Annotated in this window: 22 protein-coding genes; 10 read left to right on the plus strand and 12 right to left on the minus strand. The window is 67.6% G+C overall.

Annotation, left to right across the window (positions count from 1 at the left end):
- Window positions 1-225 precede the first annotated feature (225 nt).
- The 3 genes from QOD90_RS04600 to QOD90_RS04610 all read right to left on the minus strand — a co-directional run bounded on the left by QOD90_RS04600 (window position 226) and on the right by QOD90_RS04610 (window position 3282).
- The gene (locus QOD90_RS04600) at window positions 226-1401 is read right to left on the minus strand and encodes an acyl-CoA dehydrogenase family protein (RefSeq protein WP_526347126.1); all 1176 of its coding nucleotides are present in this window, start codon (window positions 1399-1401) and stop codon (window positions 226-228) included.
- A complete protein-coding gene (locus QOD90_RS04605) occupies window positions 1394-2590 on the minus strand; it encodes an acyl-CoA dehydrogenase family protein (RefSeq protein ID WP_526347128.1) in 1197 nt (398 codons plus the stop codon). Before QOD90_RS04605 ends, QOD90_RS04600 begins: the two co-directional genes overlap by 8 nt.
- Window positions 2591-2709: 119 nt before the next feature.
- Window positions 2710-3282 (minus strand): hemerythrin domain-containing protein, encoded by a 573-nt coding sequence (locus tag QOD90_RS04610; protein WP_526347130.1) that lies wholly within the window; start codon window positions 3280-3282, stop codon window positions 2710-2712.
- Between the two features lie 140 nt (window positions 3283-3422).
- Here QOD90_RS04610 and QOD90_RS04615 point away from each other — a divergent pair, with 140 nt between their 5' ends.
- The 3 genes from QOD90_RS04615 (at window position 3423) to QOD90_RS04625 (ending at window position 6140) form a co-directional block, all read left to right on the plus strand.
- Window positions 3423-4301, plus strand: a complete 879-nt coding sequence (locus tag QOD90_RS04615; protein ID WP_526347132.1) for a DUF1295 domain-containing protein — start codon at window positions 3423-3425, stop codon at window positions 4299-4301.
- Window positions 4298-5407, plus strand: a complete 1110-nt coding sequence (locus QOD90_RS04620; protein ID WP_526347134.1) for an FAD-dependent oxidoreductase — start codon at window positions 4298-4300, stop codon at window positions 5405-5407. Before QOD90_RS04615 ends, QOD90_RS04620 begins: the two co-directional genes overlap by 4 nt.
- 337 nt (window positions 5408-5744) lie before the next feature.
- On the plus strand, window positions 5745-6140 hold the full coding sequence (locus tag QOD90_RS04625; RefSeq protein ID WP_526347136.1) for a hemophore-related protein: 396 nt from the start codon (window positions 5745-5747) through the stop codon (window positions 6138-6140).
- Between the two features lie 4 nt (window positions 6141-6144).
- Here QOD90_RS04625 and QOD90_RS04630 read toward each other — a convergent pair whose 3' ends face one another.
- Window positions 6145-7695 carry an acyl-CoA carboxylase subunit beta gene (locus tag QOD90_RS04630; RefSeq protein ID WP_526347138.1) on the minus strand — a complete coding sequence of 517 codons (1551 nt, stop codon included), beginning with the start codon at window positions 7693-7695 and terminating at the stop codon, window positions 6145-6147.
- Between the two features lie 51 nt (window positions 7696-7746).
- Between QOD90_RS04630 and QOD90_RS04635 the strand changes: the two genes are divergently transcribed.
- Window positions 7747-8178 (plus strand): PPOX class F420-dependent oxidoreductase, encoded by a 432-nt coding sequence (locus QOD90_RS04635; RefSeq protein ID WP_526347140.1) that lies wholly within the window; start codon window positions 7747-7749, stop codon window positions 8176-8178.
- Between the two features lie 36 nt (window positions 8179-8214).
- Here QOD90_RS04635 and QOD90_RS04640 read toward each other — a convergent pair whose 3' ends face one another.
- Genes QOD90_RS04640 through QOD90_RS04655 form a run of 4 tightly spaced genes read right to left on the minus strand, consistent with a single transcriptional unit; the run spans window position 8215 to window position 11004 of the window.
- On the minus strand, window positions 8215-8646 hold the full coding sequence (locus tag QOD90_RS04640; protein ID WP_526347142.1) for a type II toxin-antitoxin system Rv0910 family toxin: 432 nt from the start codon (window positions 8644-8646) through the stop codon (window positions 8215-8217).
- Between the two features lie 8 nt (window positions 8647-8654).
- Entirely contained in the window at window positions 8655-9899 is a 1245-nt protein-coding gene (lipE, locus tag QOD90_RS04645; RefSeq protein ID WP_526347144.1) for a lipase LipE, read from the minus strand.
- Window positions 9896-10393, minus strand: coding sequence for a peroxynitrite isomerase (locus tag QOD90_RS04650; RefSeq protein WP_526347146.1), 498 nt, complete (start codon window positions 10391-10393; stop codon window positions 9896-9898). Before QOD90_RS04650 ends, lipE begins: the two co-directional genes overlap by 4 nt.
- Window positions 10393-11004, minus strand: coding sequence for a LysE family translocator (locus QOD90_RS04655; protein WP_526347148.1), 612 nt, complete (start codon window positions 11002-11004; stop codon window positions 10393-10395). Before QOD90_RS04655 ends, QOD90_RS04650 begins: the two co-directional genes overlap by 1 nt.
- Before the next feature lie 83 nt (window positions 11005-11087).
- Here QOD90_RS04655 and QOD90_RS04660 point away from each other — a divergent pair, with 83 nt between their 5' ends.
- Window positions 11088-12374: an HNH endonuclease signature motif containing protein gene (locus QOD90_RS04660; protein ID WP_526347150.1), complete on the plus strand. Its 1287-nt coding sequence runs from the start codon at window positions 11088-11090 to the stop codon at window positions 12372-12374.
- On the opposite strand, the gene ilvD is transcribed toward QOD90_RS04660, so the two are convergent.
- A complete protein-coding gene (ilvD, locus tag QOD90_RS04665; RefSeq protein WP_526347152.1) occupies window positions 12371-14071 on the minus strand; it encodes a dihydroxy-acid dehydratase in 1701 nt (566 codons plus the stop codon). The genes QOD90_RS04660 and ilvD overlap by 4 nt on opposite strands.
- A gap of 79 nt (window positions 14072-14150) precedes the next feature.
- On the opposite strand from ilvD, the gene QOD90_RS04670 reads away from it, so the two are divergent.
- The 3 genes from QOD90_RS04670 to QOD90_RS04680 all read left to right on the plus strand — a co-directional run bounded on the left by QOD90_RS04670 (window position 14151) and on the right by QOD90_RS04680 (window position 16302).
- Window positions 14151-14798, plus strand: a complete 648-nt coding sequence (locus QOD90_RS04670) for a DUF305 domain-containing protein (protein WP_526347154.1) — start codon at window positions 14151-14153, stop codon at window positions 14796-14798.
- Window positions 14788-15099 carry a copper-sensing transcriptional repressor RicR gene (gene ricR, locus QOD90_RS04675; protein WP_526347156.1) on the plus strand — a complete coding sequence of 104 codons (312 nt, stop codon included), beginning with the start codon at window positions 14788-14790 and terminating at the stop codon, window positions 15097-15099. The genes QOD90_RS04670 and ricR overlap by 11 nt, the downstream gene beginning before the upstream one ends.
- 249 nt (window positions 15100-15348) lie before the next feature.
- Window positions 15349-16302 (plus strand): L,D-transpeptidase, encoded by a 954-nt coding sequence (locus tag QOD90_RS04680; RefSeq protein ID WP_526347168.1) that lies wholly within the window; start codon window positions 15349-15351, stop codon window positions 16300-16302.
- A gap of 79 nt (window positions 16303-16381) precedes the next feature.
- Here QOD90_RS04680 and QOD90_RS04685 read toward each other — a convergent pair whose 3' ends face one another.
- Window positions 16382-18385 carry a M13 family metallopeptidase gene (locus QOD90_RS04685; protein WP_526347158.1) on the minus strand — a complete coding sequence of 668 codons (2004 nt, stop codon included), beginning with the start codon at window positions 18383-18385 and terminating at the stop codon, window positions 16382-16384.
- A 41-nt stretch (window positions 18386-18426) separates the two neighbouring features.
- Here QOD90_RS04685 and QOD90_RS04690 point away from each other — a divergent pair, with 41 nt between their 5' ends.
- Window positions 18427-19014 (plus strand): hypothetical protein, encoded by a 588-nt coding sequence (locus QOD90_RS04690; protein WP_526347160.1) that lies wholly within the window; start codon window positions 18427-18429, stop codon window positions 19012-19014.
- Window positions 19011-19700 (plus strand): hypothetical protein, encoded by a 690-nt coding sequence (locus tag QOD90_RS04695; protein WP_526347162.1) that lies wholly within the window; start codon window positions 19011-19013, stop codon window positions 19698-19700. Before QOD90_RS04690 ends, QOD90_RS04695 begins: the two co-directional genes overlap by 4 nt.
- A gap of 20 nt (window positions 19701-19720) precedes the next feature.
- Here the strand turns inward: QOD90_RS04695 and QOD90_RS04700 are convergent, their stop codons facing one another.
- Together QOD90_RS04700 and QOD90_RS04705 are read right to left on the minus strand one after the other, a co-directional pair.
- Window positions 19721-20233, minus strand: coding sequence for an XRE family transcriptional regulator (locus tag QOD90_RS04700; protein WP_526347164.1), 513 nt, complete (start codon window positions 20231-20233; stop codon window positions 19721-19723).
- On the minus strand, window positions 20230-23149 hold a 2920-nt coding region (locus tag QOD90_RS04705), incomplete at its 5' end, for an MMPL family transporter (RefSeq protein ID WP_526347166.1). The genes QOD90_RS04700 and QOD90_RS04705, both read right to left, overlap by 4 nt.

Raw genomic sequence — 23149 nt, forward strand, 5'->3', positions numbered from 1 at the left:
CACACCCGCCACCGTGGCAGCCGCCGCAGGCGACAACCCCAAGCTCAGCGCCGCCAGAACCTCCTCATGGGCGGACTTGGGAACCTCTTTGCTGCCGTACTTGCGAAACCCCATCGGACAACACCCCCAACCGAATCAGGTGTTGCAGCGACCGATTGAGTCTGAGGCGCGATTCGCAGCCCTTGTGCAGAACTCGCGACGATGGCCGGCAGAGGGGCGGGAGCGTTAAGCCCTCGTGCCGTTGGAGACCCGTGGCGGCTTCTCTCCAGACGCGGTGTCAAGGACGAGTTCGGCGACTCGCGACCGGTGCTGTTCGGCACTACCAAGCAGGGCCGCGTCGGACGTCGCGCGCTTGAAGTACAAGTGCGCCTGGTGTTCCCAGGTGAACCCGATGCCGCCGAGCGTCTGGATCGCGTCGGTGGCGATCCGGCTGAACGCGGCCGAGCACGTGGCCTGGGCGATGCTGGTCGCCAGCGCGGGATCGTCCGAGCCGTCGGTCAGCGCCCACACCGCGTGGTACGCCGTGGAGCGAGCATGCTCGAGGTCGACCATCATGTCGGCCAACCGGTGCTTGACGGCCTGGAACGAGCCGATGGGCCTGCCGAATTGCAAGCGCTCCTTGGCGTACTGCACGGCGACGTCGAGCATGTGCTGTCCGGCGCCGACCTGTTCGACTGCCAGCAGCGCCGAACCCACCTGCAATGCATGGGTGATGACGCGCTCGGCCTCGTCGGGTCCGGCCACCAAACGAGCGGGCGCATCGGACAACGTCACCCCGGCTTGCGGCCGTGTCATGTCAACGGTGAGAAGGGCGGTCCGCGCCACCCCGGGCCCGGCCGCGTCGACCGCGTACAGGCCAACTCCGTCGGCGCCGACCGCGGCGACCAGGAGGTCGTCGGCAGCGCCCGCATCGACCACCCGCTCGACGGTCCCGGTCAGCGTCACCGCGTCGCCAGACCCCGTCGCGGTGACCGAGACGGCGGCCGCGTCGAAGGCACCCGCCAGGTCGGCGACGACGAACGCCGCGGTCCGGCGACCCTCGACCAGCTCGGCCAGTAACCCGTCGCGCACCGGTCCCGCGGAGGCGGCGACCAGGGCGGGGATGGCGAGGAACACCGTGCCGAACGACGGCCCGCAGGCGAGCGCCGCGCCGAGCTCCTCGACCGCGACGGCTTGGTCGACGAGCGTGCCACCCACCCCACCGTCTGCCTCTGACACCGAGAGCCCGAGCACGCCGAGCTCGGTGCCCAGGCGGTTCCATGCCTTCGGGTCGAAGGGCGGGTCGGACTCCATGAGCCGACGGACTGCCTGCTCGTCGAAGTTCTCGACGCAGAACCGGCGCACCGCGCTCCGCAACTGGTCCTGCTCGTCGGTGAACACGTACTCAGCCACTTCAGCCACGAGGAATCTCCTTCCACGGCATGCCGGCATCCGCACGTAGATCACCGGGCAGGCCGAGGACCCGCTCGCCAAGAATGTTGCGCATCACGTCGGACGTCCCGCCTTCGATGGTGTTGGCGCGGCTGCGCAGATATCGCTGTTGGATGGGGCCTCGCCAGTCGGCGTCCTCCCTGGCTTCCTCCGGTCTCGCGTAGCCGTGGTACAGAATCCCTTCCGGCCCAAGGAGATCCATGCAGAACTGGTAGATGTGCTGGTTCAGTTCGGCGCCGACGAGCTTGCCGATCGAGCCTTCGGGGCCCGGTCCGCCGACGGTGGCCTTCGCTCGTGAGCGTTCGGCCGTGAGGCGTTGAGCTTCCGACCGCAGCCACAGCTGGGTGAGTCGGTCGCGAAGGACGGGTGTCTGCCGTTCTGGCCTGGCCGCCCACAGCGAGACGGCTTCGGAGATCGTGCCTGCGCCGCGCCTGCTGCCGCTGCCGCCGAGCGCGCTGCGCTCGTTCATCAGGGTCGTCATCGCAACGGCCCACCCGTTGCCGACGTCGCCGAGGCGGTGCGCGTCGGGGATGCGGGCATCGGTGAAGTACACCTCGTTGAACTCGGCCTGACCGGTGAGCTGGCGCAACGGCCGGGTCTCGACGCCAGGGGAGTGCATGTCGATGACGAAGTAGGTCAGGCCCTTGTGCTTCGGCACGTCGGGATTGGTGCGGGCGAGCAACAACCCCCACCGCGCCCGGTGCGCGAGGCTGGTCCAGACCTTCTGGCCGTTGATCACCCAGTCGTCGCCGTCACGCAGGGCAGACGTCGCCAGGCCCGCCAGGTCGGAGCCCGCACCCGGCTCGGAGAACAGCTGACACCAGATGTCCTCGGTGGTGGCCAGCGGGCGCAACCAGGACCGCTTGAGGTCGTCGGACTGGGCGTGTTCGCGCAGCGTCGGCGCCGCCATGCCGTAGCCCATCGGGTTCAGCCCCAGCGGTACGGGACCGCCAGCGCCCTGCAAAATGCGGTCGGCAACCGCCTGATTGCCACGTGAAACACCAAGCCCGCCAAGGCTTTCGGGAAAGTGCACCCAGGAGAGTCCGGCGTCGTAGCAGGCGCCGAGGAATTCGGGGATGGGGACGGATTTCGGGTCGTGATCATGCACGACCGCTCTCGCCAGGTCGGCGACCCGGTCAGCATCAGCAACGTTGCTCATCCAGCCACGATAAGAAGTCGACACCCGTCAACCAACACCGGGTACCAGTTGCCGAGCCTGCGGGGAGATCGCGAAAGTACCGACGATCGCGATCTCACCGCAGTTTCGGCGTGGGGGTGTCAGGCCGCGATGCTCTTGAGGGCATCGCGGGCCCGGTCGAGCAGCGAGGCGAACGGGCCCGCCGCGAAGTTGACGGCGGCCGACTCGACGCCGGGATGTGGATGCGTCGGCGCGATCCGCTGGGCGAAGACCACCGCGGCGGTCAGCTTCTTCAACTCGTCGGCAGTCAGCTCGTCTTCGAGGCGGGTGAACTCCTCGGTCTCTTCGTTCTCGGCGTGCCGGAGAACGTCGGCCTGCAGATGGATGAGTGCCTTGGTGAACTCGGCGGTGCCGAAGTCGAGCTTCTCGATCGCGGCGAGGGCGACCTTGGAATCGTGCTCCTCGCTGAGCCGCGCGTCCACGATCGCCGGTCCGCCGTCGATCTTCCGGCGCACCCGCGGGTGAACCATCATTTCCTCGGCGGTCTCGTGGACGGCCAGCATCGTGCGCAGTGCGTCGAACGACTTCTCCTGCGCGGCGGCGTCCGGGGCGTCCAGCGTCTCGACGAAGAGCCGTTTGATCGCCTCGTGTTGCTCGGTCAGGAAGTCGACGACGTCCTGGTTGGTGGAGATGGTCTTGTCGGTGTTCGACATGGGGTACCTCGTTCATCGAGTGCGGGGGGTCGGCGCGCTGGGCTGAACGCCAAACCGCTGGCTACCCGAGGACCGGGAGCGCAAAACGAGGACAACTAGAACGTGTTACATTTCGGGCCGCCACGGACCCCGAGGAGCCAATGAGTAAGACCCGGTCACTGGGCATCGTCACGCTCGCCTACGCCGTCGCCATCGGCGTGGCCGCGGCCTGGCTGGGGTGGGGCCCGAGCACCGATCTGCTCCTGCTCGACACGTTCATCGCCGACGTGCTGGCCACCATCGTCATCTTTGGCTTCAGCCGCTTCTACCGGAACTCGAGCTTCTACGACGCGTATTGGAGCGTGATCCCGCCGCTGCTGCTCTGCTACTGGTGGAGTCAGGCCGGCCCCGGCGTCGATCAGCTGCGCTGCTGGCTCGTCGCGATCGTCGTCGTGCTGTGGGCGATCCGCTTGACCGCCAACTGGGTGTACGCCTTCCCCGGCCTGCACCACGAGGACTGGCGCTATCCGATGTTCAAGGAGCGCGCGGGTCGTTGGGAGTTCGGTGCCGATCTGGTCGCCATCCACCTCATCCCCACGTGCCAGGTCTTCCTCGGCATGGTGCCGGTGTACGTCGCGGTGACCCGGCCAGGGGCCGGCCTTGGCTGGCTCGGCTGGGTGGCGTTCGTCATTGGCATCGCGGCAGTCGGCCTCGAACTCGTCGCCGACGTCCAGATGCACCGGTTCGTTCGCGACCGTCGGCCCGGGGAGGTGATGGATCGCGGGCTCTGGAGTTGGTCGCGGCATCCAAACTACTTCGGGGAGTTCGCCTTCTGGTTCGCGCTAGCGCTGTTCGGTGTCGCGGCGGCCCCGTCCGATGCGTGGTGGCTTGTCATCGGTGCGGTCGCCATCCTGGCGATGTTCCTTGGCGCCAGCATTCCCATGATGGAGGCGCGCAGCCTCGAACGGCGGCCCGCGTATCACGGTGTGGTCGACCGGGTGTCGCGCTTCGTTCCCCGCCCGCCGAAGGCCGTGTCGTGACGCGCAAGCGGGTCGTCATCGCCGGACTCGGCGACAGCGGCATCCTCACCGCCCTCCGACTGGCCCGCGACGCCGACGTCGTCGGCATCTCGGCCAAGCCCGCGTTGGTCAGCGGCCAGGAGTTGGGCATCCGGCTGAGCAGGCCCGACGACTGGGCCCGTGACTACTGGATCGCCTTCGACAGGTTCCGTGGGCTCGACCACGTGCGCACCGTGCACGGCAGGATCACCGGCGTCGACCTCGCCGCGCGAAGCGTCTCGGTCGAACGGGACGACGGCACGACCGACACCGAAGACTATGACGCACTGGTGATCTCGACCGGGGTGGCGAACGGTTTCTGGCGCAGGCCGACGTTACAGTCCGCGGCCGACGTCGGTGCCGACCTCCGTGCCGTCCACGACCGTCTCGCAGGAGCCGGGTCCATCATCGTCGTCGGCGGTGGTGCGGCAGCGGTCAGCAGCGCCGCCAATCTCGCTGGCACGTGGCCCGACAAGCGCGTGGACCTGTACTACCCGGGCGAGCGCCCACTGCCGTCACACCACCGGAGGATCTGGGGCCGAATCCGGGGCAGGCTCGACGATCTCGGGGTGGGTCTGCACGGCGGCCATCGCGCCGTGGTGCCCGACGGTTTCGGCTGCGACGAAATCAGCACCGCGCCCGTTCAGTGGAGCACGGGCCAGGCGCCGGCTTCCGCTGACGCGGTCCTCTGGGCGATCGGGCGGGTGACGCCCAACACCGATTGGCTACCGTCGGAGATGTTGGACGACAACGGTTTCGTCCGCGTCACGCCCGACCTGCGGGTGCCCGGCCACCCCGGCGTGTTCGCGATCGGCGACGTCGCCGCCACCGACCCGCTTCGCAGTTCGGCCCGCAACCGCGCCGACGGCCTTCTGGCGCACAACATCCGCGCGGAGTTCGACGGGAAGCCGCTGCGCAGTTTCCGCGCCCCGAAGCAGCGCTGGGGTTCGGTGCTGGGAGCCCAACCCGACGGGCTGGAGGTGTTCGCGCCCAACGGCCGCGCCTTCCGGTTCCCGGCGTGGTCGATCGACCGGATCCTGCAGCCGTTGATCGTCCGCAGGGGTATCTACAAGGGCGTACGTGACTGACGTCGGGTCAAAGACGTACGCAGGCCTGAATGCCGTCGCGACGCCTTTCTGCCGCGGTAACGGGCATTCTCGATAACGATTCCATTACGGGTATCCGGGCCGTCAATCACGATCAAATAAGAGTTCGGCCTGGACTCTGAAGAAATTGGCCGAGCGCTTATCGAAATCGGTCGAAATGTTGCCCAGTTCACCCCCAGAGGGCGTAACGCCAGGCAGCGCACCTACGAGGGGCCTTCTTCGGTTACTGGGAGGGACCTGCGCGATGCGTACGGTGGAATTCGGGTCGAACAAACGGCACATTCACAATCACCCACAATCACCTCTGAGGGAATCGATCATGAAATTGAGTAATGCGACCATGCGCGGAGCCGTCGGCTTCGTGGTCGGCGGGCTGTTCACCGGAGTCGCTGCCGCCACCATCGCCGCACCAGCCGCGTCGGCGGCACCAGACTGCAGCGCGCAGGGCGTGGCCAACACCGTGAGCACCGTGACGGGCTCGGCCCGCGACTATCTGCGCGCGCACCCCGGTGCCGACCAAGTGGTCTCCGCGGCGCGCAACCAGCCGCGGGACGAGGCGGCGGCCAACATCCGGACCTACTTCACGGCCAATTCGCAGGAGTACTACGAGCTGCGCGGGATCCTGTCACCGATCGGCGAGACCCAGAGCCAGTGCAACGTGAGTGTTCTCCCGCCGGACCTGGAGTCCGCCTACGGCCAGTTCATGGCGGGGTGATCGGCTACCAGGTATCGACGAACCGCGGACGCTGAACATCCATCGGGTGTTCAGCGGCCGCGGCCAGCGTCGCGGCGATCACCTCGCGGGTCTCCGCCGGATCGATGACGTCGTCGATCTCGAACAGCGCCGCAGCATTCAGCGCCCTGGCGTTCTCCTGCGCGGCGGCGGTGGCCTGTCGGACGCGGAGCTCCCGTTCGTCGTCGTCGGCGATCGCCTCGAGTTCCTTGCGAAGGCCAAGGCGGACAGCGCCTTCCAGTCCCATCGGGCCGAGGTGGGCGCTCGGCCACGCCACCGTCAACAGCGGCTCGTGCAGGCCGCCGCCGCACATCGCCTGCGCGCCAAGGCCGTAGCCGCGACGCAGGACGACCGCCACCAGCGGCACTCGCAACGATGCGCCCACGACGAGTAGCCGCGAGCCGCGCCGTACCAACGCCTCGGCCTCGGCGGCCTGGCCGACCATGTAGCCGGGGCAGTCGACGAGGGAGACGATGGGCAGGCCGAAGGCGTCGCACAACTGCAGGAAGCGCGCCGCCTTGTCCGCCGCTGCCGCGGTGATCGCACCCGCCATGACGCGGGTGTTGTTGGCGAGCACCCCGACCGGGCGCCCATCGATGTTGGCCAGCGCCGTCACCATCTCCGGCGCGAAACGCTCGCGCAGAAGCGTCACCGAGCCCTCGTCGGCGAGCGTCTCGATGATCGGGCCGACGTGATAGGCGCGCCGGGCTCGCTCGGGAACCATTGTGCGCAGGGCGGTTTGGTCCACGGCCGAACCCGGTGCGGTGCGACCGCGGAAGTAGCCGAGAAGTTTCTTGGCCACGGCGACCGCCTCGGCCTCGTCCGCCACGACGACGTCGACCACGCCGTTGGGGGCCTGCACCGAGATCGGGCCCACGTCGTCGGGAGCGACGTTGCCGAGCCCGCCACCGGCGATCATCGCCGGGCCGCCCATCCCGATGGACGCGTCCTCGGTGGCGACGATCAGATCGGAGCAGCCCGCGATCACGGCGTTGCCCGCGAAGCAGCGTCCCTTGACGATCGCGATCCGCGGCACCAGCCCCGACAGCGCCGCCCACAGCTTGAACGCGCGCACGTCGAGCGATGACACGACCGGATAGTCGGTGTCTCCAGGGCGGCCGCCACCGCCCTCGGCGAAGAACACCGTGGGGAGCCGCAACCGTTCGATGACGTCGAACAGCCGGTCCTTCTTGCGGTGACCGACCGCGCCCTGCGTGCCCGCCAGCACCGTGTAGTCGTAGGCCAGCACCGCGCAAGCGGCACCATCGACGCGTGCAGTGCCGGCCACCATGCCGTCGGCAGGAGTGCGCTCGATCAGGTCGTCGACGTTGCGCCGGAACCGCTGAGCGGCGATCGCATACCTGCCGTACTCGACGAACGAACCCTGATCGACCAGGTCCGCGATGTTCTCCCGGGCCGTCCGCCCGCCACCGGCGTGTCTGCGCTCGACGGCGTCGGGCCGGGCGGCATCCTCGGTCAGAGCCCGGCGGCGCGCCAGCTCCACCAGGTCGGCTCGGATCGTCCCATCAGTCGACATGTGCACCCTTCTGAGGAATACCGTGTGCGCGGTCACATGTTGCGCTCTGACATGACCGCTTCTTCATTCAACCCGCGCGCCCTGCTATCCGACGCGAGACTCGGCGTGCTGGCCACCATCAAGGCGAACGGCCTGCCCCAGCTGTCCCCGGTGACGCCCTTCTACGACCAGGCGGCCGACGTCGTCTACGTCTCGATGACGGAGGGCCGCGCCAAGACGGCGAACCTACGGCGCGATCCGCGGGCGGCGCTCGAGGTCACCAGTGCCGACGGCTGGTCGTGGGCGACGGCCGAGGGCGCGGTGACGCTGACCGGACCGGGGACCGACCCGCAGAGCCCCGAGGTCGAGGCGCTCGTCGATTACTACCGCAACGCGGCGGGAGAGCATCCGGACTGGGACGAGTACCGGTCGGTGATGGTGTCGGATCGCCGGGTGCTGATGGCGCTGACGATCGACAGGGTCTACGGCGAAAGCATCCGTTGATCAGATCCCCGAGTCGCTCCGCTCGTGCCCGCCGAGCTAGCCGTACAGCTCCTCGAACTTCTTGATCGACCGCTCGATGTCACCCTTGACGGCGCGGGAGGCGGCCATACCGATCGGGCCGAACAGCGGCGCACCGCCCAGGTCGATCTTGAGCTTGAATTCGCAGCCCTTGGACAGCGGTTTGACGGTCATGTGCAACGCATACTTGGCGCCGCCGACGCCGTCGCCGGTGATGCCGAGCAGCTTCGGTGGATCGAACTCCTTGACCGTCCAGGTGACGCGGTTGCGCATGCCCTTGGCACCCGCGACTCCGACGAGGGTGGCGCCGACGGCCAGCTCGTCGGGCAGATCGCTGCGCCAGCCCTGATGCATCGTCAGCCAGTCCCCGAGTGAGGACAGGTCGGACACGTGCGACCACGCCTCCTCTGGGCTGATGGACAGTTTGCGGGACAGCTCGACCTTGGCCACAGCTCAGGCTAGCCCGCAGCGACCCGGGGGAAGGAGGCGGCGATGGCGTCCAGCACCGCGGGGTAGCGCTTGGCCTCGGGGTGGCCGCCGGGTTTGCCGCTGCTGACGACGCCGACCGCGAGGTCACGCTCGGGGTCGGCCCAGATGGCGATGTCGACGAGGCCGGTGTGGCCGAACGCGGCGGGGGCGTTGCGTCCGAACGGCCCGAACCGGTTGGACCCCAGCATGTATCCCGTACCCCAGCGCATCGGCATCAGTCCCATCGCGATGTCCGGGCGTAGGCGGCGGGCCTGAGTGGTCGCGGCCCGCAGCGTCTCCGGGGCCATGATTCGCACTCCGTCGAGTTCGCCGCCGCGACGCAGCATCTCGGCGAAGCGGGACAGCTCATTGGCGGTCGACACGGTGCTGGACGACGGCACCACGCTGGTGAGGAACTGCGGCGTGTTGGTGTAGGGGATGATCTGATGGGTCGTGCCGCCCACGGCCAGCTTGAACGCTGCAGCGATCGGTGCAGGCAGCGGCTTGCCCGTGGCGTGACTCGGCGCCACCAGTGGAACATCTTGGGGTGCAACGCCGTAATTGGTCCAGCGGAAGCCGAGCGGGTTCAGGATTTCGTCGGCCAACACGTCGCGGATGTCCTTGCCGGTGGCGGCCGAGACGATCTCCCTCGTCAGCGGCCCCCACGTCAGTGCGTGGTAGACGTGCACCATCCCCGGCGGGTAGATGGTCCGCAGGTTGCCGAGCATCTCGCGGGCGTAGGCGCTGTCGTTCATTCGCTTGAGGTCGGGCTTGGGCCCGGTCGCGAAGGGAACGCCTGCGCTGTGGGTCATTACGTGCCGGATGGTCGTGCGGTCCTTGCGGTGGCTGGTGTAGCTCGGCAGGTATTCGCAGACGCGATCGTCGAGGGAGAAGACGCCGCGTTCGGCCAGCATGTGCATGACCGTCGTGGTCATGGCCTTGGCCGCGGAGTACACGCAGAACGGCGTTTCCGTGGTCACCGGCACCTTGGCGGCGTCGGCCGCGTCGTCGGGTCCGTTGCCCCAGCCGTGGCCGATCGCCCTGTCGAGGACGACCTGGCCGCGGTGGCGGACGCACACCTGGATGGCGGGATGCATGCCCGCCGAGTACCAATGCCGGGTGGCATGCCAGATGCGCTCGATCGCCTTCGCGTCGACGCCCGCGTGGTCCTCGCCGCCGACTGACGTCACGGCGTCGAGGTCGGCCGGTACGCGGATCCTTCCGTCTGCGGTCATGCCGGCTTCCTGTGCAGCGTCGCGGCCAGGTGGTGTTGGAGCGGCTGGCCCACCGCGCCGAGGCGCAGGGTATAGACCAGTTCGTCGCCGGCGACGCGGATCGACCGGCTCAGCGCCGTAACGTCTTTCGCGGAGCTGGTGAGACCGATCGACGTCGCGGTCAGCTCCAACTCCAGCACGTCGTCGGTGACGGTCAGGGTGCCCTCCTGGATTTCGGTTATCCCCGTCGGGTGCGCGAGCACCAGTTCGACACGTCCGGGCGACGGCAGCCGCAGATACCCGGTCTCGGCGTGAAGGGGGCGGCCGTCATCGGTCGCCCTGGTCCGTTGTCCGTAGCTCAGGAACGGCTTGCCGACGTGTCCGAACGTGACCTCCTCGAGGTAGCCGAAGGACGGGATGGTCGGGTACTCGCCGCTGCCGGAGCCAGACCACGTGCCCAGCAGAGGAGCAAGCGTCGCCAACGACGGGTGGAGGTCTGGAGGATGGTCGCTCACTAGCGGGCCGTCACCGCCATCCTTGCTGCCAGCGCGACGTAGGTCGCTGCGAAGGTGCGCCGCATCCACGCGACCACCCGCGGTCGGCTGATCACGCTGTTTCGGACGCCTGCGGCGAACACTCCGTAGACGGTGAAGACCACGAACGTCATGGCCATGAAAACACCACTGAGAGAAAGCATTTGACTAGTGGCGGAGCTGGCCGGGTCGATGAACTGCGGCAGGAACGCGACGAAGAACAGCGTCAGCTTCGGGTTCAACACGTTGACGGCGACCGCCGTCCAGGTGATGCGCCATGGCCCGGGACGTTCGGAATCGGTCGTTACGGCGACCAGTGCGGACTTGTCGCGCCACGTCACCAAGGCCAGAAACAGCAGGTAGACCACACCGGCCCACTTGATGGCCTGGAACGCGACGGCGCTGCCGTGCATGATCGCCGCCAGGCCCGTGACCGCGGCCAGCATGGCGGGCACGATCCCGATCGTGCAGCCCACCGCCGCGAACACGCTTGCCTTCGCGCCGTGGGCCAGGCCGGTGGCGACGGAGTAGAGCGCGCCGGCGCCTGGCGTAACCACCACGATCAGCGAGGTGAGGAGGAACGCGAGCGTCATGGGAGAAACCCTACTCACGCCGCCGGGGGCTGCTGAAGACCGCACGGCCTGGACTTGTCGTACCCCCCTGCTTTGATGGGGTCATGTCCACGGCGGCAACCACTTTGACCTCGAAGGAGCGGTTGGCGGTGCTGGTCGAGGAGGTCGCCGAGCTGACCGGTCAGCGCAACGCGATCGACGGCCGCCTGGTGGAGATCGTCGCCGAGATCGACCACGATGGAATCTGGGGCAATACCGGTTGCCGGTCGATCCCCGCACTGGTGGCCTGGATGACCGGCGTTTCACCACACAACGCCAAGACCATCGCCACCATCGCCCACCGACTCCCCGAGTTCCCCTACTGCGCCGAAGGCCTGCGGGAGGGCAGGCTATCGCTGGATCAGGTCGGGGTGATCGCCGAACGTGGCGCCGACGGCTCCGACGAGCACTACGCCCAGCTGGCCTCGGTCGCGACCGTCACCCAGCTCCGCACCGCGATCGAACTGGCACCCCGGCCCGAACCCGACCCGAAGCCACAGCCGGAACAGTCGATCAGCAAGACCGTCGGCGAGAGGTACACCACCTGGCGGATCCGATTGCCGCGGGTGGAGGCGGCGAAGTTCGATGCCGCCCTGCAATCGCACCGCGATGGTCTGATCGCGGCGTGGAAACGCGACCACGGGGAGCACGACGACGTCGACCACGACGGTTACCACCACCGCGGCGACGGTGACGGCGGCGAGGGCTCACCTGTTCAGGTGCCGTCGTTCCCGACCACCGTCGACGGGTTCATGAGCCTGGTGGAGGCCGGCTGGGATGCCGAGGCGGCCCGCCGCCCACACGGGCAGCACACCACCGTCGTGGTCCACCTCGACGTCGACCGGCCCGCTGCCCTGCACCTGGGTCCGCTGCTGTCAGACGCCGACCGCCGCTACCTGCTCTGCGACGCCACCTGCGAGGCCTGGTTCCAACGCGAGGGCCACGTCATCGGGTCCGGGCGGGCGACCCGCACCATCAGCCGCCGGTTGCGGCGGGCGTTGGAGCACCGTGACCGCTGCTGCGCGGTCCCCGGCTGCGGGGCCACCCGCGGGTTGCATGCCCATCACATCCGGCACTGGGAGGACGGCGGCGCCACCGAACTGGTCAACCTGGTCCTGCTGTGTCCGTATCACCACCGGCTGCACCACCGCGGTGGCATCACCATCAGCGGCGACGCCGAGCACCTCGTCGTCACCGACGCCGACGGCGAACCACTGCACCCGGGCTCACTGGCCCGACCACCCACCACACCGCCACCCGCGGTGCCGCCATGTTCCGGGCCGCTCGGGGAACGCGCCGACTGGTGGTGGTACACCCCCTACGAACCCCAACCACCACCGACGACTGACTAGCCGCAGACGGCGCCCTGGGCGGCCGAGCCGACCAGCTTCCGGTACTTGGCCAGCACGCCAGTCGTGTACTTCGGCGCCGGTGGGCTGAATCCTGGTTTGCGGGACTCGATTTCATCGGGATCGACCAGCAGGTCGAGGCTACCGTTGCCGACGTCGAGTCGAATGCGGTCACCGTCGCGCACGAAGGCGATGGGCCCCGCGTCGACCGCCTCTGGCGCGACGTGCCCGACGCACAGTCCCGTCGTCCCACCGGAGAACCGGCCGTCCGTCATCAGCAGCACGTCCTTGCCGAGACCTGCGCCCTTGATGGCACCGGTGATGGCCAGCATCTCGCGCATGCCTGGCCCGCCCTTCGGGCCCTCGTAGCGGATGACCACGACGTCGCCCGCGACGATGGTGCCGTCCTCGAGCGCGTCCATCGCGGCGCGTTCCCCGTCGAAAACCCTTGCGGTGCCCTCGAACACGTCGGAGTCGAAACCGGCTGACTTGACCACGGCGCCTTCGGGCGCCAACGAGCCGTGCAGGATCGTGATGCCGCCGGTGGGGTGGATCGGGTTGCTCAACGCGCGCAGCACCTTGCCGTCGGGATCCGGCGGCGCGATGTGCGCGAGGTTCTCGGCCATCGTCTGGCCGGTGACGGTGAGGCAGTCACCGTGCAGCAGACCGGCATCCAGCAGCGCCTTCATGATCACCGGGACGCCGCCGATCTTGTCGACGTCGTACATCACGTGCTTGCCGAACGGCTTGACATCGGCCAGGTGCGGCACCCTGGCGCCGACCCTGATGAAGTCGTCGAGGGTCAGCTTCACGTCTGCCTCGTGGGCGATCGCCAGAAGGTGCAGCACTGCGTTGGTGGACCCGCCGAACGCCATCACCACGGCGATGGCGTTCTCGAACGCCTCCTTGGTCATGATGTCGCGGGCGGTGATGCCGCGCTTGAGCAGTTCGACGACGGCCTCGCCGCTGGCCTTGGCGAAGCCGTCGCGGCGGCGGTCACTGGCGGGCGGAGCAGCGCTGCCCGGCAGCGACATGCCGATCGCCTCGGCAGCGCTGGCCATGGTGTTCGCTGTGTACATGCCGCCGCAGGCGCCCTCGCCGGGACAGATGGCGCGTTCGATGATGTCGACGTCCGCTTGGGACATGAGGCCGCGGGAGCAGGCACCGACGGCCTCGAAGGCGTCGATGATCGTGACGTCCCGCTCGGAGCCGTCGGTCAGCTTGGCCTTGCCGGGCATGATCGAGCCGGCGTAGAGGAAGACGCTTGCCAGGTCGAGTCGCGCCGCGGCCATGAGCATGCCGGGCAGCGACTTGTCGCAGCCGGCCAGCAGCACGGAGCCGTCGAGGCGCTCGGCCATCATCACGGTCTCGACGCTGTCGGCGATGACCTCACGGGAGACCAACGAGAAGTGCATGCCCTCGTGGCCCATCGAGATGCCGTCGGACACCGAGATGGTGCCGAACTCCATCGGGAAGCCGCCCGCGGCGTGCACGCCTTCCTTGACGGCCTTGGCCAGCCGGTCCAGGGACAGGTTGCACGGAGTGATCTCGTTCCACGACGACGCGACACCGATCTGCGACTTGACCCAGTCGTCGTCGCCCATGCCTACTGCGCGCAGCATCCCGCGGGCGGCAGTCTTCTCGAGGCCGTCGGTGACGTCGCGGCTGCGGGGCTTGATGTCGGGAGCATCTGAGGACATCGGTCAAGTATGCCTCCGGGTCGTTCGCCTACCAAACCAATTTGAATACCCCGGTGGGGTATCGCGTACGGTGGATTTCATGAAGTCGTTGATCGCTGTGGTGGCAGCAGTCGCCACCGCGCTCCTCTTGTCCTCGTGTACCAGCCCTGCCTCCGACGGTCACACCGACCACGCCCACGGCGGTGAGTCTGGTGCGGCCACCACTCAGCCCGCAGACAGCGCCGCCCCAAGCAACGCCGCCCCAAGCAACGCCGCCCCCAACAACGCCGCTGACGTCACGTTCGTCACCGGCATGATCCCGCACCACCAGCAAGCGGTCGAGATGTCCGCGCTGGTGCCCGAGCGCTCCACCGACCCCGCGGTGATCAAGCTCGCCGCGGACGTCTCCGCGGCCCAAGGCCCCGAGATCGAGACGATGAAGGGCTTCCTCGTTCAGTGGCACGCCGGCGCCGACACTGGTCACGAGGGGCACGACATGGGGAGCATGGACGGAATGGTCGACGACTCGACGATGGCGAAGTTGGCCTCGCTCAAGGGCAACGAGTTCGACACACTGTGGTTGCAGTCGATGATCGGCCATCACGAGGGGGCCATCAAGATGGCGAACACCGAGATTGCCGACGGCGCCAACGCCGACGCCAAGAGATTGGCGCAGCAGATCGTGGCAAATCAGCAGGCCGAGGTCGACCAGATGAAGAAGATGGGGTTGATAACCAATGGCGGATGACCTATCGGAAGACGTTGCCTCGCATGGCTATTCGCCGAACAAGGAGAACTACGCCAAGCGGTTGCGCCGCATCGAGGGCCAGGTGCGCGGCATCGCCAAGATGATCGAGGACGACAAATACTGCATCGACATCCTGACGCAGATCAGCGCCGTCAACAGCGCGATGCAATCGGTCGCGTTGGGCCTGCTCGACGAGCACCTCGGCCACTGCGTGACGCATGCCGTAGCCGAGGGCGGTGACGAAGCCCAGAAGAAGCTCGCCGAGGCGTCGGCGGCCATCGCCAGACTGGTGAAGTCCTGACCGTTTGCGGCGAGAAAATGCGGCGAAGGTAACGAACCGACCAGGAGTACCGATCAAACGAGCAGGTCAGCGCCGTTCTCGCGGAGCTGTGGTCGGGGTTCGGCCGGCGTCGCCGGAAATACCTGGTGGTCCCGCTGTGCAACACTGGATTCAATTGTGTATTGGAGGTGGCGTATGCCCCAGGAAACGTTGAAGCGAACAATCACCCGATTTGCCACGGCGATCTTCGCCGCTGGACTCGTCGGCGGAATGGTGACCGGCAGCCCATCTGCCTGGGCCGATCCCGAGGTCAACCCCGACCCCGCGGCGATCGATTCACAACCCATCGAGCAGCCGGCTCCGCCGCCGTTCTGGGAGGTGCCGCCGCCCGCGCCGCAACCGTTCGGCTTCCCACCGCCGGCGGACCCGATGGCGCCTGCGCCGGCTGACCCGCTGGCCGCGCCAACGGTGATCCCCGAGGGCACGCCCGCCGGCCAGGACCCCACTCCCTACGTGGGCCAGCCGGTCTTCGCCCCGCCGACGTTCAACCCGAGCAATGGCTCGATGGTGGGTGTGGCCAAACCGCTCGCCATCAACTTCGCCCGGCCGATCGCCGACCGTGCGATGGCCCAGTCGGCAGTGCACGTCTCGTCGGTTCCGCCCGTACCCGGCAAGTTCTACTGGCTCAGCGACACCCAGCTGCGTTGGCGCCCCATCAACTTCTGGCCGTCGAACACGACGGTCAACGTCGACGCCGGTGGCACCAAGTCGAGCTTCCGGACCGGTGAGTCGCTGGTCGCGACCGTCGACAACACCACCCATCAGATGACGGTCGTGCGCAACGGGACCGTCGAGAAGACGTTCCCCGTGTCGATGGGCAAAACGGGCCATGACACCCCCAACGGCACCTACTACGTCCTCGAGAAGTTCCCGAGCATCGTGATGGACTCCGCGACTTACGGCGTGGACAACACCTCAGCGCAGGGCTACAAGCTGACCGTGCAGAACGCGGTCCGCATCGACAACAGCGGAAACTTCGTGCACAGCGCGCCGTGGTCGGTGGCCGACCAGGGCAAGCGCAACGTCAGCCATGGTTGCATCAACCTCAGTGCGGCCAACGCGCAATGGTTCTTCGACAACTTCGGCAGCGGCGACCCGATCGTGGTGAAGAACTCCGTCGGCACCTACAGCCAGAACGACGGAGCGCAGGACTGGCAGATGTAATAGCGCGACAGCGCGAACAGTCGCAAAAGCCCCTGAAACGTGGAGTTTCAGGGGCTTTTGTGACTGCTCGGCGTTGGGGCTAGTTCCAGATGCTCACGCGCTGTTTGGGTTCCAGATACAGCTCGTCGGATTCCTTCACCTCGAACGCGTCGTAGAAGGCGTCGAGGTTACGGACGATGCCGTTGCACCGGAACTCGGGCGGTGAGTGCGGATCGATCGCAAGCCGCCGGATGGCCTCGGCATCGCGGGACTTGGTGCGCCACACCTGCGCCCAGCCGAAGAACACCCGCTGCACACCCGTCAGGCCGTCGATCACAGGGGCGGGCTTGCCGCCAAGTGACAACTCGTAGGCCAGTAGCGCGATCGAGAGCCCGCCGAGATCGCCGATGTTCTCGCCCACGGTGAATGCCCCGTTGACGTGGGGTGAGCCGTGCTGGCCGCCGCTCAACTGCCGTGGCACGAAGTCCTCGTACTGCGCGATCAAGGCATCTGTCCGAGAACCGAATTCGGTGCGGTCGCTGTCGGTCCACCAGTCGACGAGGTTGCCCTCGCCGTCGTACTTGGCGCCCTGGTCGTCGAAGCCGTGGCCGATCTCGTGGCCGATCACCGCGCCGATGCCGCCGTAGTTGGCTGCATCGTCGGCCCCGGCGTCGAAGAACGGTGGCTGCAGAATCGCAGCGGGAAAGACGATTTCGTTCATCCCCGGGTTGTAGTAGGCATTCACGGTCTGTGGTGTCATGAACCACTCGTCGCGATCCACCGGGCCGCCCAACTTTGCCAGCTCGCGGTCGTACCCAACCGCGTTGCCGCGCTTGTAGTTCCCGTACAGGTCGTTGCGATCGATCACCAGACCCGGGTAGTCCCGCCACCGCACCGGGTAGCCGATCTTGGGGGTGAACTTGTCCAGCTTGGCCAACGCCCGCTCGCGCGTCTCGGGCGTCATCCATTCCAAGTCATTGATGCTGACCCGGTACGCCTCGCGGAGGTTGGCCACCAACTCGTCCATTCGCGCCTTGGCATCTGGCGGGAAGTGGCGCTCGACGTAGAGCTTTCCGACCGCGTCGCCCATCAGGTTCTCGACGAGGGCAACGCCGCGCTTCCAGCGGTCGCGAATCTCCTCGGTGCCGCTCAGCGTGCGACCGTAGAAGTCGAAGTTCTCCGCCACCAGTTCGTCCGTGAGCATCGCCGACCGCGCACTGATCAAACGCCAACGAAGCCAACGCTTCCAGTCCTCGAGGTCCTCGCTGGCCCACAGCGCGGCGAAGGCCGTCAGCGCATCCGGCTGGCGCACGACGACCTCGGCTGCGGCCTCCTGGGTGGTGCCGATGGCGGCGATCCAGCCCGCCCAGTCGAACCCCGGAGCCTCGGCGGTCAAATCGGTGAACGTGCGGAGGTTGTACGTAAGGTCGGCGTCACGACGTTTCACGACGTCCCAGTGCGCGGCCGCGATCTTGGTCTCCAGTGCGACGATTCGCTCAGCCGTGGCTTCCCACTCGTTCGGCTGCGGCTCCTCGCCGAGCGCCAACGCCAACATCCTCGCGATGTGGCGGGGGTAGGCCGCCAGGATCTCGGCGTGCTGCGCGTCGCGGTAGTAGGACTCGTCGGGCAGGCCGAGCCCGGACTGCGACAGATGCAGCAGGTAGCGCGTCGAGTCCTTGGAGTCGGTGTCGACGTAGAGGCCCGTGCCTCCGCCGACGCCGGTGCGCTGCAACTCGCCGAGGACGGCCGCCAGCGCGTTCCGGTCATCGGCGGCGTCGATCGTCGCGAGTTCGTCGAGCAGCGGTTGCACGCCGATCCGCGCGACCGCCTGCTCGTCCATGAAGCTGCCGTACAGGTCGCCGACCCGCTGCTCGTCGGTGTCGGCGGCCGCGTCGGCAGAGGCAGCCTCGACGATCAGGTCGCGGACCTGCTCCTCGGCCCGATCGGCGAGAAGGCGGAAGGCTCCGTCGGTGGCACGGTCGGCCGGGATGTCGTAGTCCGTCAGCCAGCGCCCATTGACGTGACCGAAGAGGTCGTCCTGAGGGCGGGCGTCGTCGTCGACGTAGGACAGGTCGATACCGGAGTGGGTGGCTTCTAACGTCACCTCAACCATCCTGCCAGGTGTGGCGAGGTAGCCTCACGGCCATGCCAGACCAGCTCGACGACGAGCCCACCACGGCGGGCGGCAGCATGACGGGGTTCGGCATCGGCTCAGCCGTGCTCGGCGTCATCTCGATCGCCGCGGTCGTACTGGCCGTGCTGATGTGGACCGGTCACCGCCACGAGGTCGATGACAGCGCGTACCAGTCCCGCGTTCTTCAGGCCGCCGCCGACTGGACCGGTGTCCTGATCAACATGAACTCCGGCACCGTCACCCAGAGCATGCAGACCCTGCACGACGGCACCGTCGGTCAGCTCAACGCGAACTTCGAAACCGCGGTCGAGCCTTTCAGCCAGGTGGTGCAGAAACTGCAGTCCCAGACGGTGGGGCAGGTCGAATCCGTCGCGATCGAGTCGCTGTTCCACGCTTCGCCTGGTGACGCGGGATTGGCGCCGCTGCCGCAGCCCGAGCTGGCGACCGTGTCCTCGCGCACCGACAACGTCATCGTCGTCGCCACGTCGGTCAGCCAGAACGTCGGCGCCAAGCCGCTGACCGTGCATTGGACGCTGAGGCTCGCCGTGTCCGACGTCGGCGGCAAGCTGCTCGTCTCTCGGCTGGAGACCATTCGATGAGGAACCGCTTCCGCGTACTGGCATTCGACGTGCTGGCCCCGCTCGGGGCAATTCTGGCGCTGGTCTATCTCGGCATCGCGCTGGCGTGGCCGTTGTGGTGGGTGTCGGTGTGCTCGGTGCTCTGTCTGCTGATCGTTCAGGGTGTCGTGATCAACGGCGTGCTGTTCCGCCGCGACGGCGTCACGGTCGGCACCGACGACGACGGTCCGGGTCTGAGGTTGGCCGTGGTGGGTTTGACCACCGTGGCGTTGGCCGCTGCCGTCGTGGTCGGATACACGCGGTGGACGGCGCCAGAGGCTGAGATGCACCGCGACATGACCGAGGTGGTGGGCATCGCCAGCAGTGCCGCGGAGGCATCGGCGACGTTCACCCCGCAGAGTCCGACGGCCAGCTTCGACCGTCTGACGGCGTTGATGACGCAGCGTGGTGCCGACGGGTTTCGCACCGAATTCGACGCCATGTCAAAGGATTTGACGAGCAAGGGCCTGACGGTCCAGGCCAGCACCGTGTCGGCCGGCGTGGAGGCAATCGGTCCGCAGGCCGCGGTCGTCGCGGTGATCATGCGTGGCACCCAGAACGCGGTAGGCCAGAAACCAGCCACCGTGCCTCTGCCGCTACGGGTTTCGTTACTCAAGCAGGACGGGCACTGGCTGGTCGACGATCTGTCGCCGATCAACTCGCGCTGATCGAACCGGTGTGCACGACGTCAGTCGGGCCGGCCGTTGCGCATCTTGGCGAAGCGGTCCGACAGCCGCCGCATCCTGATCATCAGCGATGCCGCCGGGCTGGTCGTGCCCTGGAGATAGGCCGCGAACTGGTCGGCTGGAATGCCGATGCGCGAGGCGAACTCGTCCTGGCCGAGGCCGGAGCGCTGGATCAACATGTGGATGTGACGTGCCACCTCGGCGCACTCGTTGGCTTCCAGGTGTTCCCGAGTTCGAGTGAGAACTTCATCCAACGCCTTAGACACGCCGTAGGGCGGCGCCGTCTCGAGCACCTCTTCGACCTGACGGGCGGTCCTGCCGTACGGGTCGCGCTTGATGGCGACGACGATGCGCTGCCACACCGTCAGATCGTCGGTTTCGAGTGCCGCACGGATCGCTGACGTCGGCCAGAACTCGACCGGCCGCTGGTCGACGGCAGGACGTGTCCGGGGGTTCGTCGCCGCAGGCTTCTGGCGCCCGGCGGCGTCGCCACGCGCGTCCGTCGTCAACGTCACCTCGCCTCCTCCAACATCGCAACTGCCACTGACAGGCAACGTTGCCTCACGTGTGCCCAATCGGACTCAGCCTCGGGTCCCATCCAGTCTTCGTCGTCATCCGACGGGTGCGGGTCGGCTAGCCGCCGTACGAGCTGCGTCGCCACCCACTGGCTTCTCAACCTCTGTCCAGAGTAATACCGGTCCATTCCGGCCAGCACCACTGCGGCAGTTTGAGTCTCCATGGACTCAACCAGATCGGCAAACTCTGCGTAGTCCCTGGCATTGTTCCGACACATGATCAGGTAGCACTTGAGCCGCAGGGTCTCGGCGCCGGTCGGAATCTGCAGGCGGTCGCCGGTGGGTAGGAGAACGTTGGTGGTCTCCATCGGGCTGAGCCGTCGCACCGTGGGCCGCTCCACCTCGGCCGCCGTGGCAAGGGCATCGAGAGCCACCGCGAGCCTGCCGCGCCACATCGTGACCGGGTGCACTGGCTGACGGGGGAAGAACCGGCCGCCGGGGTGACCCGAGCCGTTCTTACCGCTCTTCGCGCCGCTGCCCCTGACCGACCTGCCGGTGCCATGGTGGATGCTGTTGAGCCGCAACGTGTCGTTGATCCTCCCCGCGTCGCTCCGCTCCTGCCCGCCGCCTGGGCGCAACGCAGCCAGCGGCTCGTCGCCACCCTTCACGTGCACGGCAATCGACCCGCCCGGCGGCAGGCAGCCGCTGAAGGCCAACGGGTCGGCGACGGTGACGGTCTGCGGTGCGAGGGTCTTCAGCTTCGCCGCCGACTTCACCACATTGCGGATGTCCGCGCCGGACGGTCGCATCGTGGAGATGCCCTCGGGGATGACGACGAGGTCGCCAATGTCGGCCTTGGGCAAGGGTTTCTCGAAGTCCACCGAAGGCAGGATGCGATCGAGCCAGCCGGGCAACCACCAGTTCCACTGCGCAAACATGGCCATCAGAGCGGGCACCAGGACCAGGCGGACGATCGTCGCGTCCACGGCGATCGCGACGGCGCACGCCACGCCGAGCTGGGCCACCAGTGGCATGCCCGCGAAGGCGAATCCGATGAACACCGCGATCATGATCAGCGCGGCGCTGGTGATCGTGCGGGCGCTGGTGCTGACGCCGTACGCGACGGCATCGCGGGTGTTGTTGGTCTGCAGGAAGCGCTCGCGGATGCGGGTCAGCAGGAAGATCTCGTAGTCCATCGACAACCCGAAGGTCATCGCAAGCACCAGGGGCGGGATGGTGCTGTCGAGGGCTCCAAGCGGCTCGAAGCCCAACGCCTCGAGCCAGCCCCACTTGAACACGACGACGAGGCTGCCGTAGGCCGCCGCCACGGACAGGCACGTCATCAGGACGCCCTTGAACGCGAGGAACACCGAGCGGATCGATATCAGCAGCATCACGAATGCGATCACCGCGACGAACACGAAGACCATGGGCTGCGTGGTGGCCACCCGTTCGTCGAAGTCCTTCAGCAACGCGGTGGGTCCGCCGACGTCGACGGCCGTCGACCGGGGGGCGGACCCTGGCAGCTCGGCCCGCAACCAGTCGACGGTGACCCTCGCCGCCGGATCCTCGGGATCGACCGACAGCACCGCCGACAGCAAGGCGCTGCGGTTGTCGTTGCCGAACACCGGCGGCGACACCGTGGCCACGTCAGGCCCCTGGCTCATCTTCTGCTGGATCGCGTCGAGCGCCGCGGTGTTGTCCGACCCGTTGGCGTTGCCATCGGGGAAGGTGACCAGGACGCGGATCGGACCGAGCGCCCCTGGGCCGAGCGCCTGCGCCGCGGCGTTGATGCCGCCGCGGATCTCGTGCGTTGGCTCGAACTGGCGCTGCAGGCTGTTGCCGAGCGTCATCGCGAACGCAGGCGTGGCCAGCACGACCAACACCAGCGAGGCGCCGAGCGCCGAGAGCCATTGTCGTCGCATGACCCAGCCCACCCAGCGGGTCCAGAACCGGGACTGCGTGGTCTCGGGTCGACGCGAGACGTGCAGCCACGACGACCGCTTCGACGCCGCCTTGCCGACCGTCGCGAGAACCGCGGGGATCAACGTCGTCGAGGTCAGCACTGCGACGGCGACCGCGAGGATCGCGCCGGTGGCCATCGAGGCCAGGACGGGCGTGTGGATGAGGTAGATGCCGGTGACGGAGGCGATCACCGTAAGACCCGACAGCAGCACGGCAAGGCCGGAGGTGGCCATCGCCGCGTCGGCCGCCTGGGCCGGATCGCGGCCCGAGCGCAGCTCCTCCCTGAACCGCATCAGGATGAACAAGGAGTAGTCCACGGCCAGCGCGATGCCGAACATCGACACGGTCGAGGTCACGAAGACCGACATCTGGGTGACCATCGACAATAGGTAGACGAGCCCCATGGTCACCACGACCGTGCAGATGCCGAGTACCAACGGCATCGCGGCCGCCGCCAGCGATCCGAAGACCGCCAGCAGCACGATCATGACGATCGGCAGGTTCCACTTCTCGGCCTGGCCGACGTCGTGTTTGGTGGCCTCGCTCGCCGCGGCGCCGAGCGCGCCTTGGCCGATGACGTAGAGCTTGACCTTGCCGTTCGCGAACTGACCGGGTTGGTCACCGTCGATGCCGACCTTCTTGCGCAGCTGTTTCGCCACGTCCGAACTTCCGCTGTTGAAGTCGGTTTGCAGGGTGACGACGTACGGCCGGTCCGGTTGAGGGGGCGGTTGCTGCGGGTTGCGGACGATCTTCACGCTTGGCACCCCGGCCGCGATGCGCTCGAGCTGTGCGACGGCCCCGTACATGTCGTCGAAGGAGGCGTCGGCGCGCGGCGCCGCCACCAGCGCAAGGGGCGAGGCGCCCTGATCGGGGAAGTGGTCCTGGATGGCGTGCTCGACGCTCAGCGACTGGGATCCGGCGACCTCGAACCCGCCGCCGGTGAGGTTGCCG

It is taken from the genome of Mycobacterium sp. (genome assembly GCF_032161845.1).
Classification (GTDB): domain Bacteria; phylum Actinomycetota; class Actinomycetes; order Mycobacteriales; family Mycobacteriaceae; genus Mycobacterium.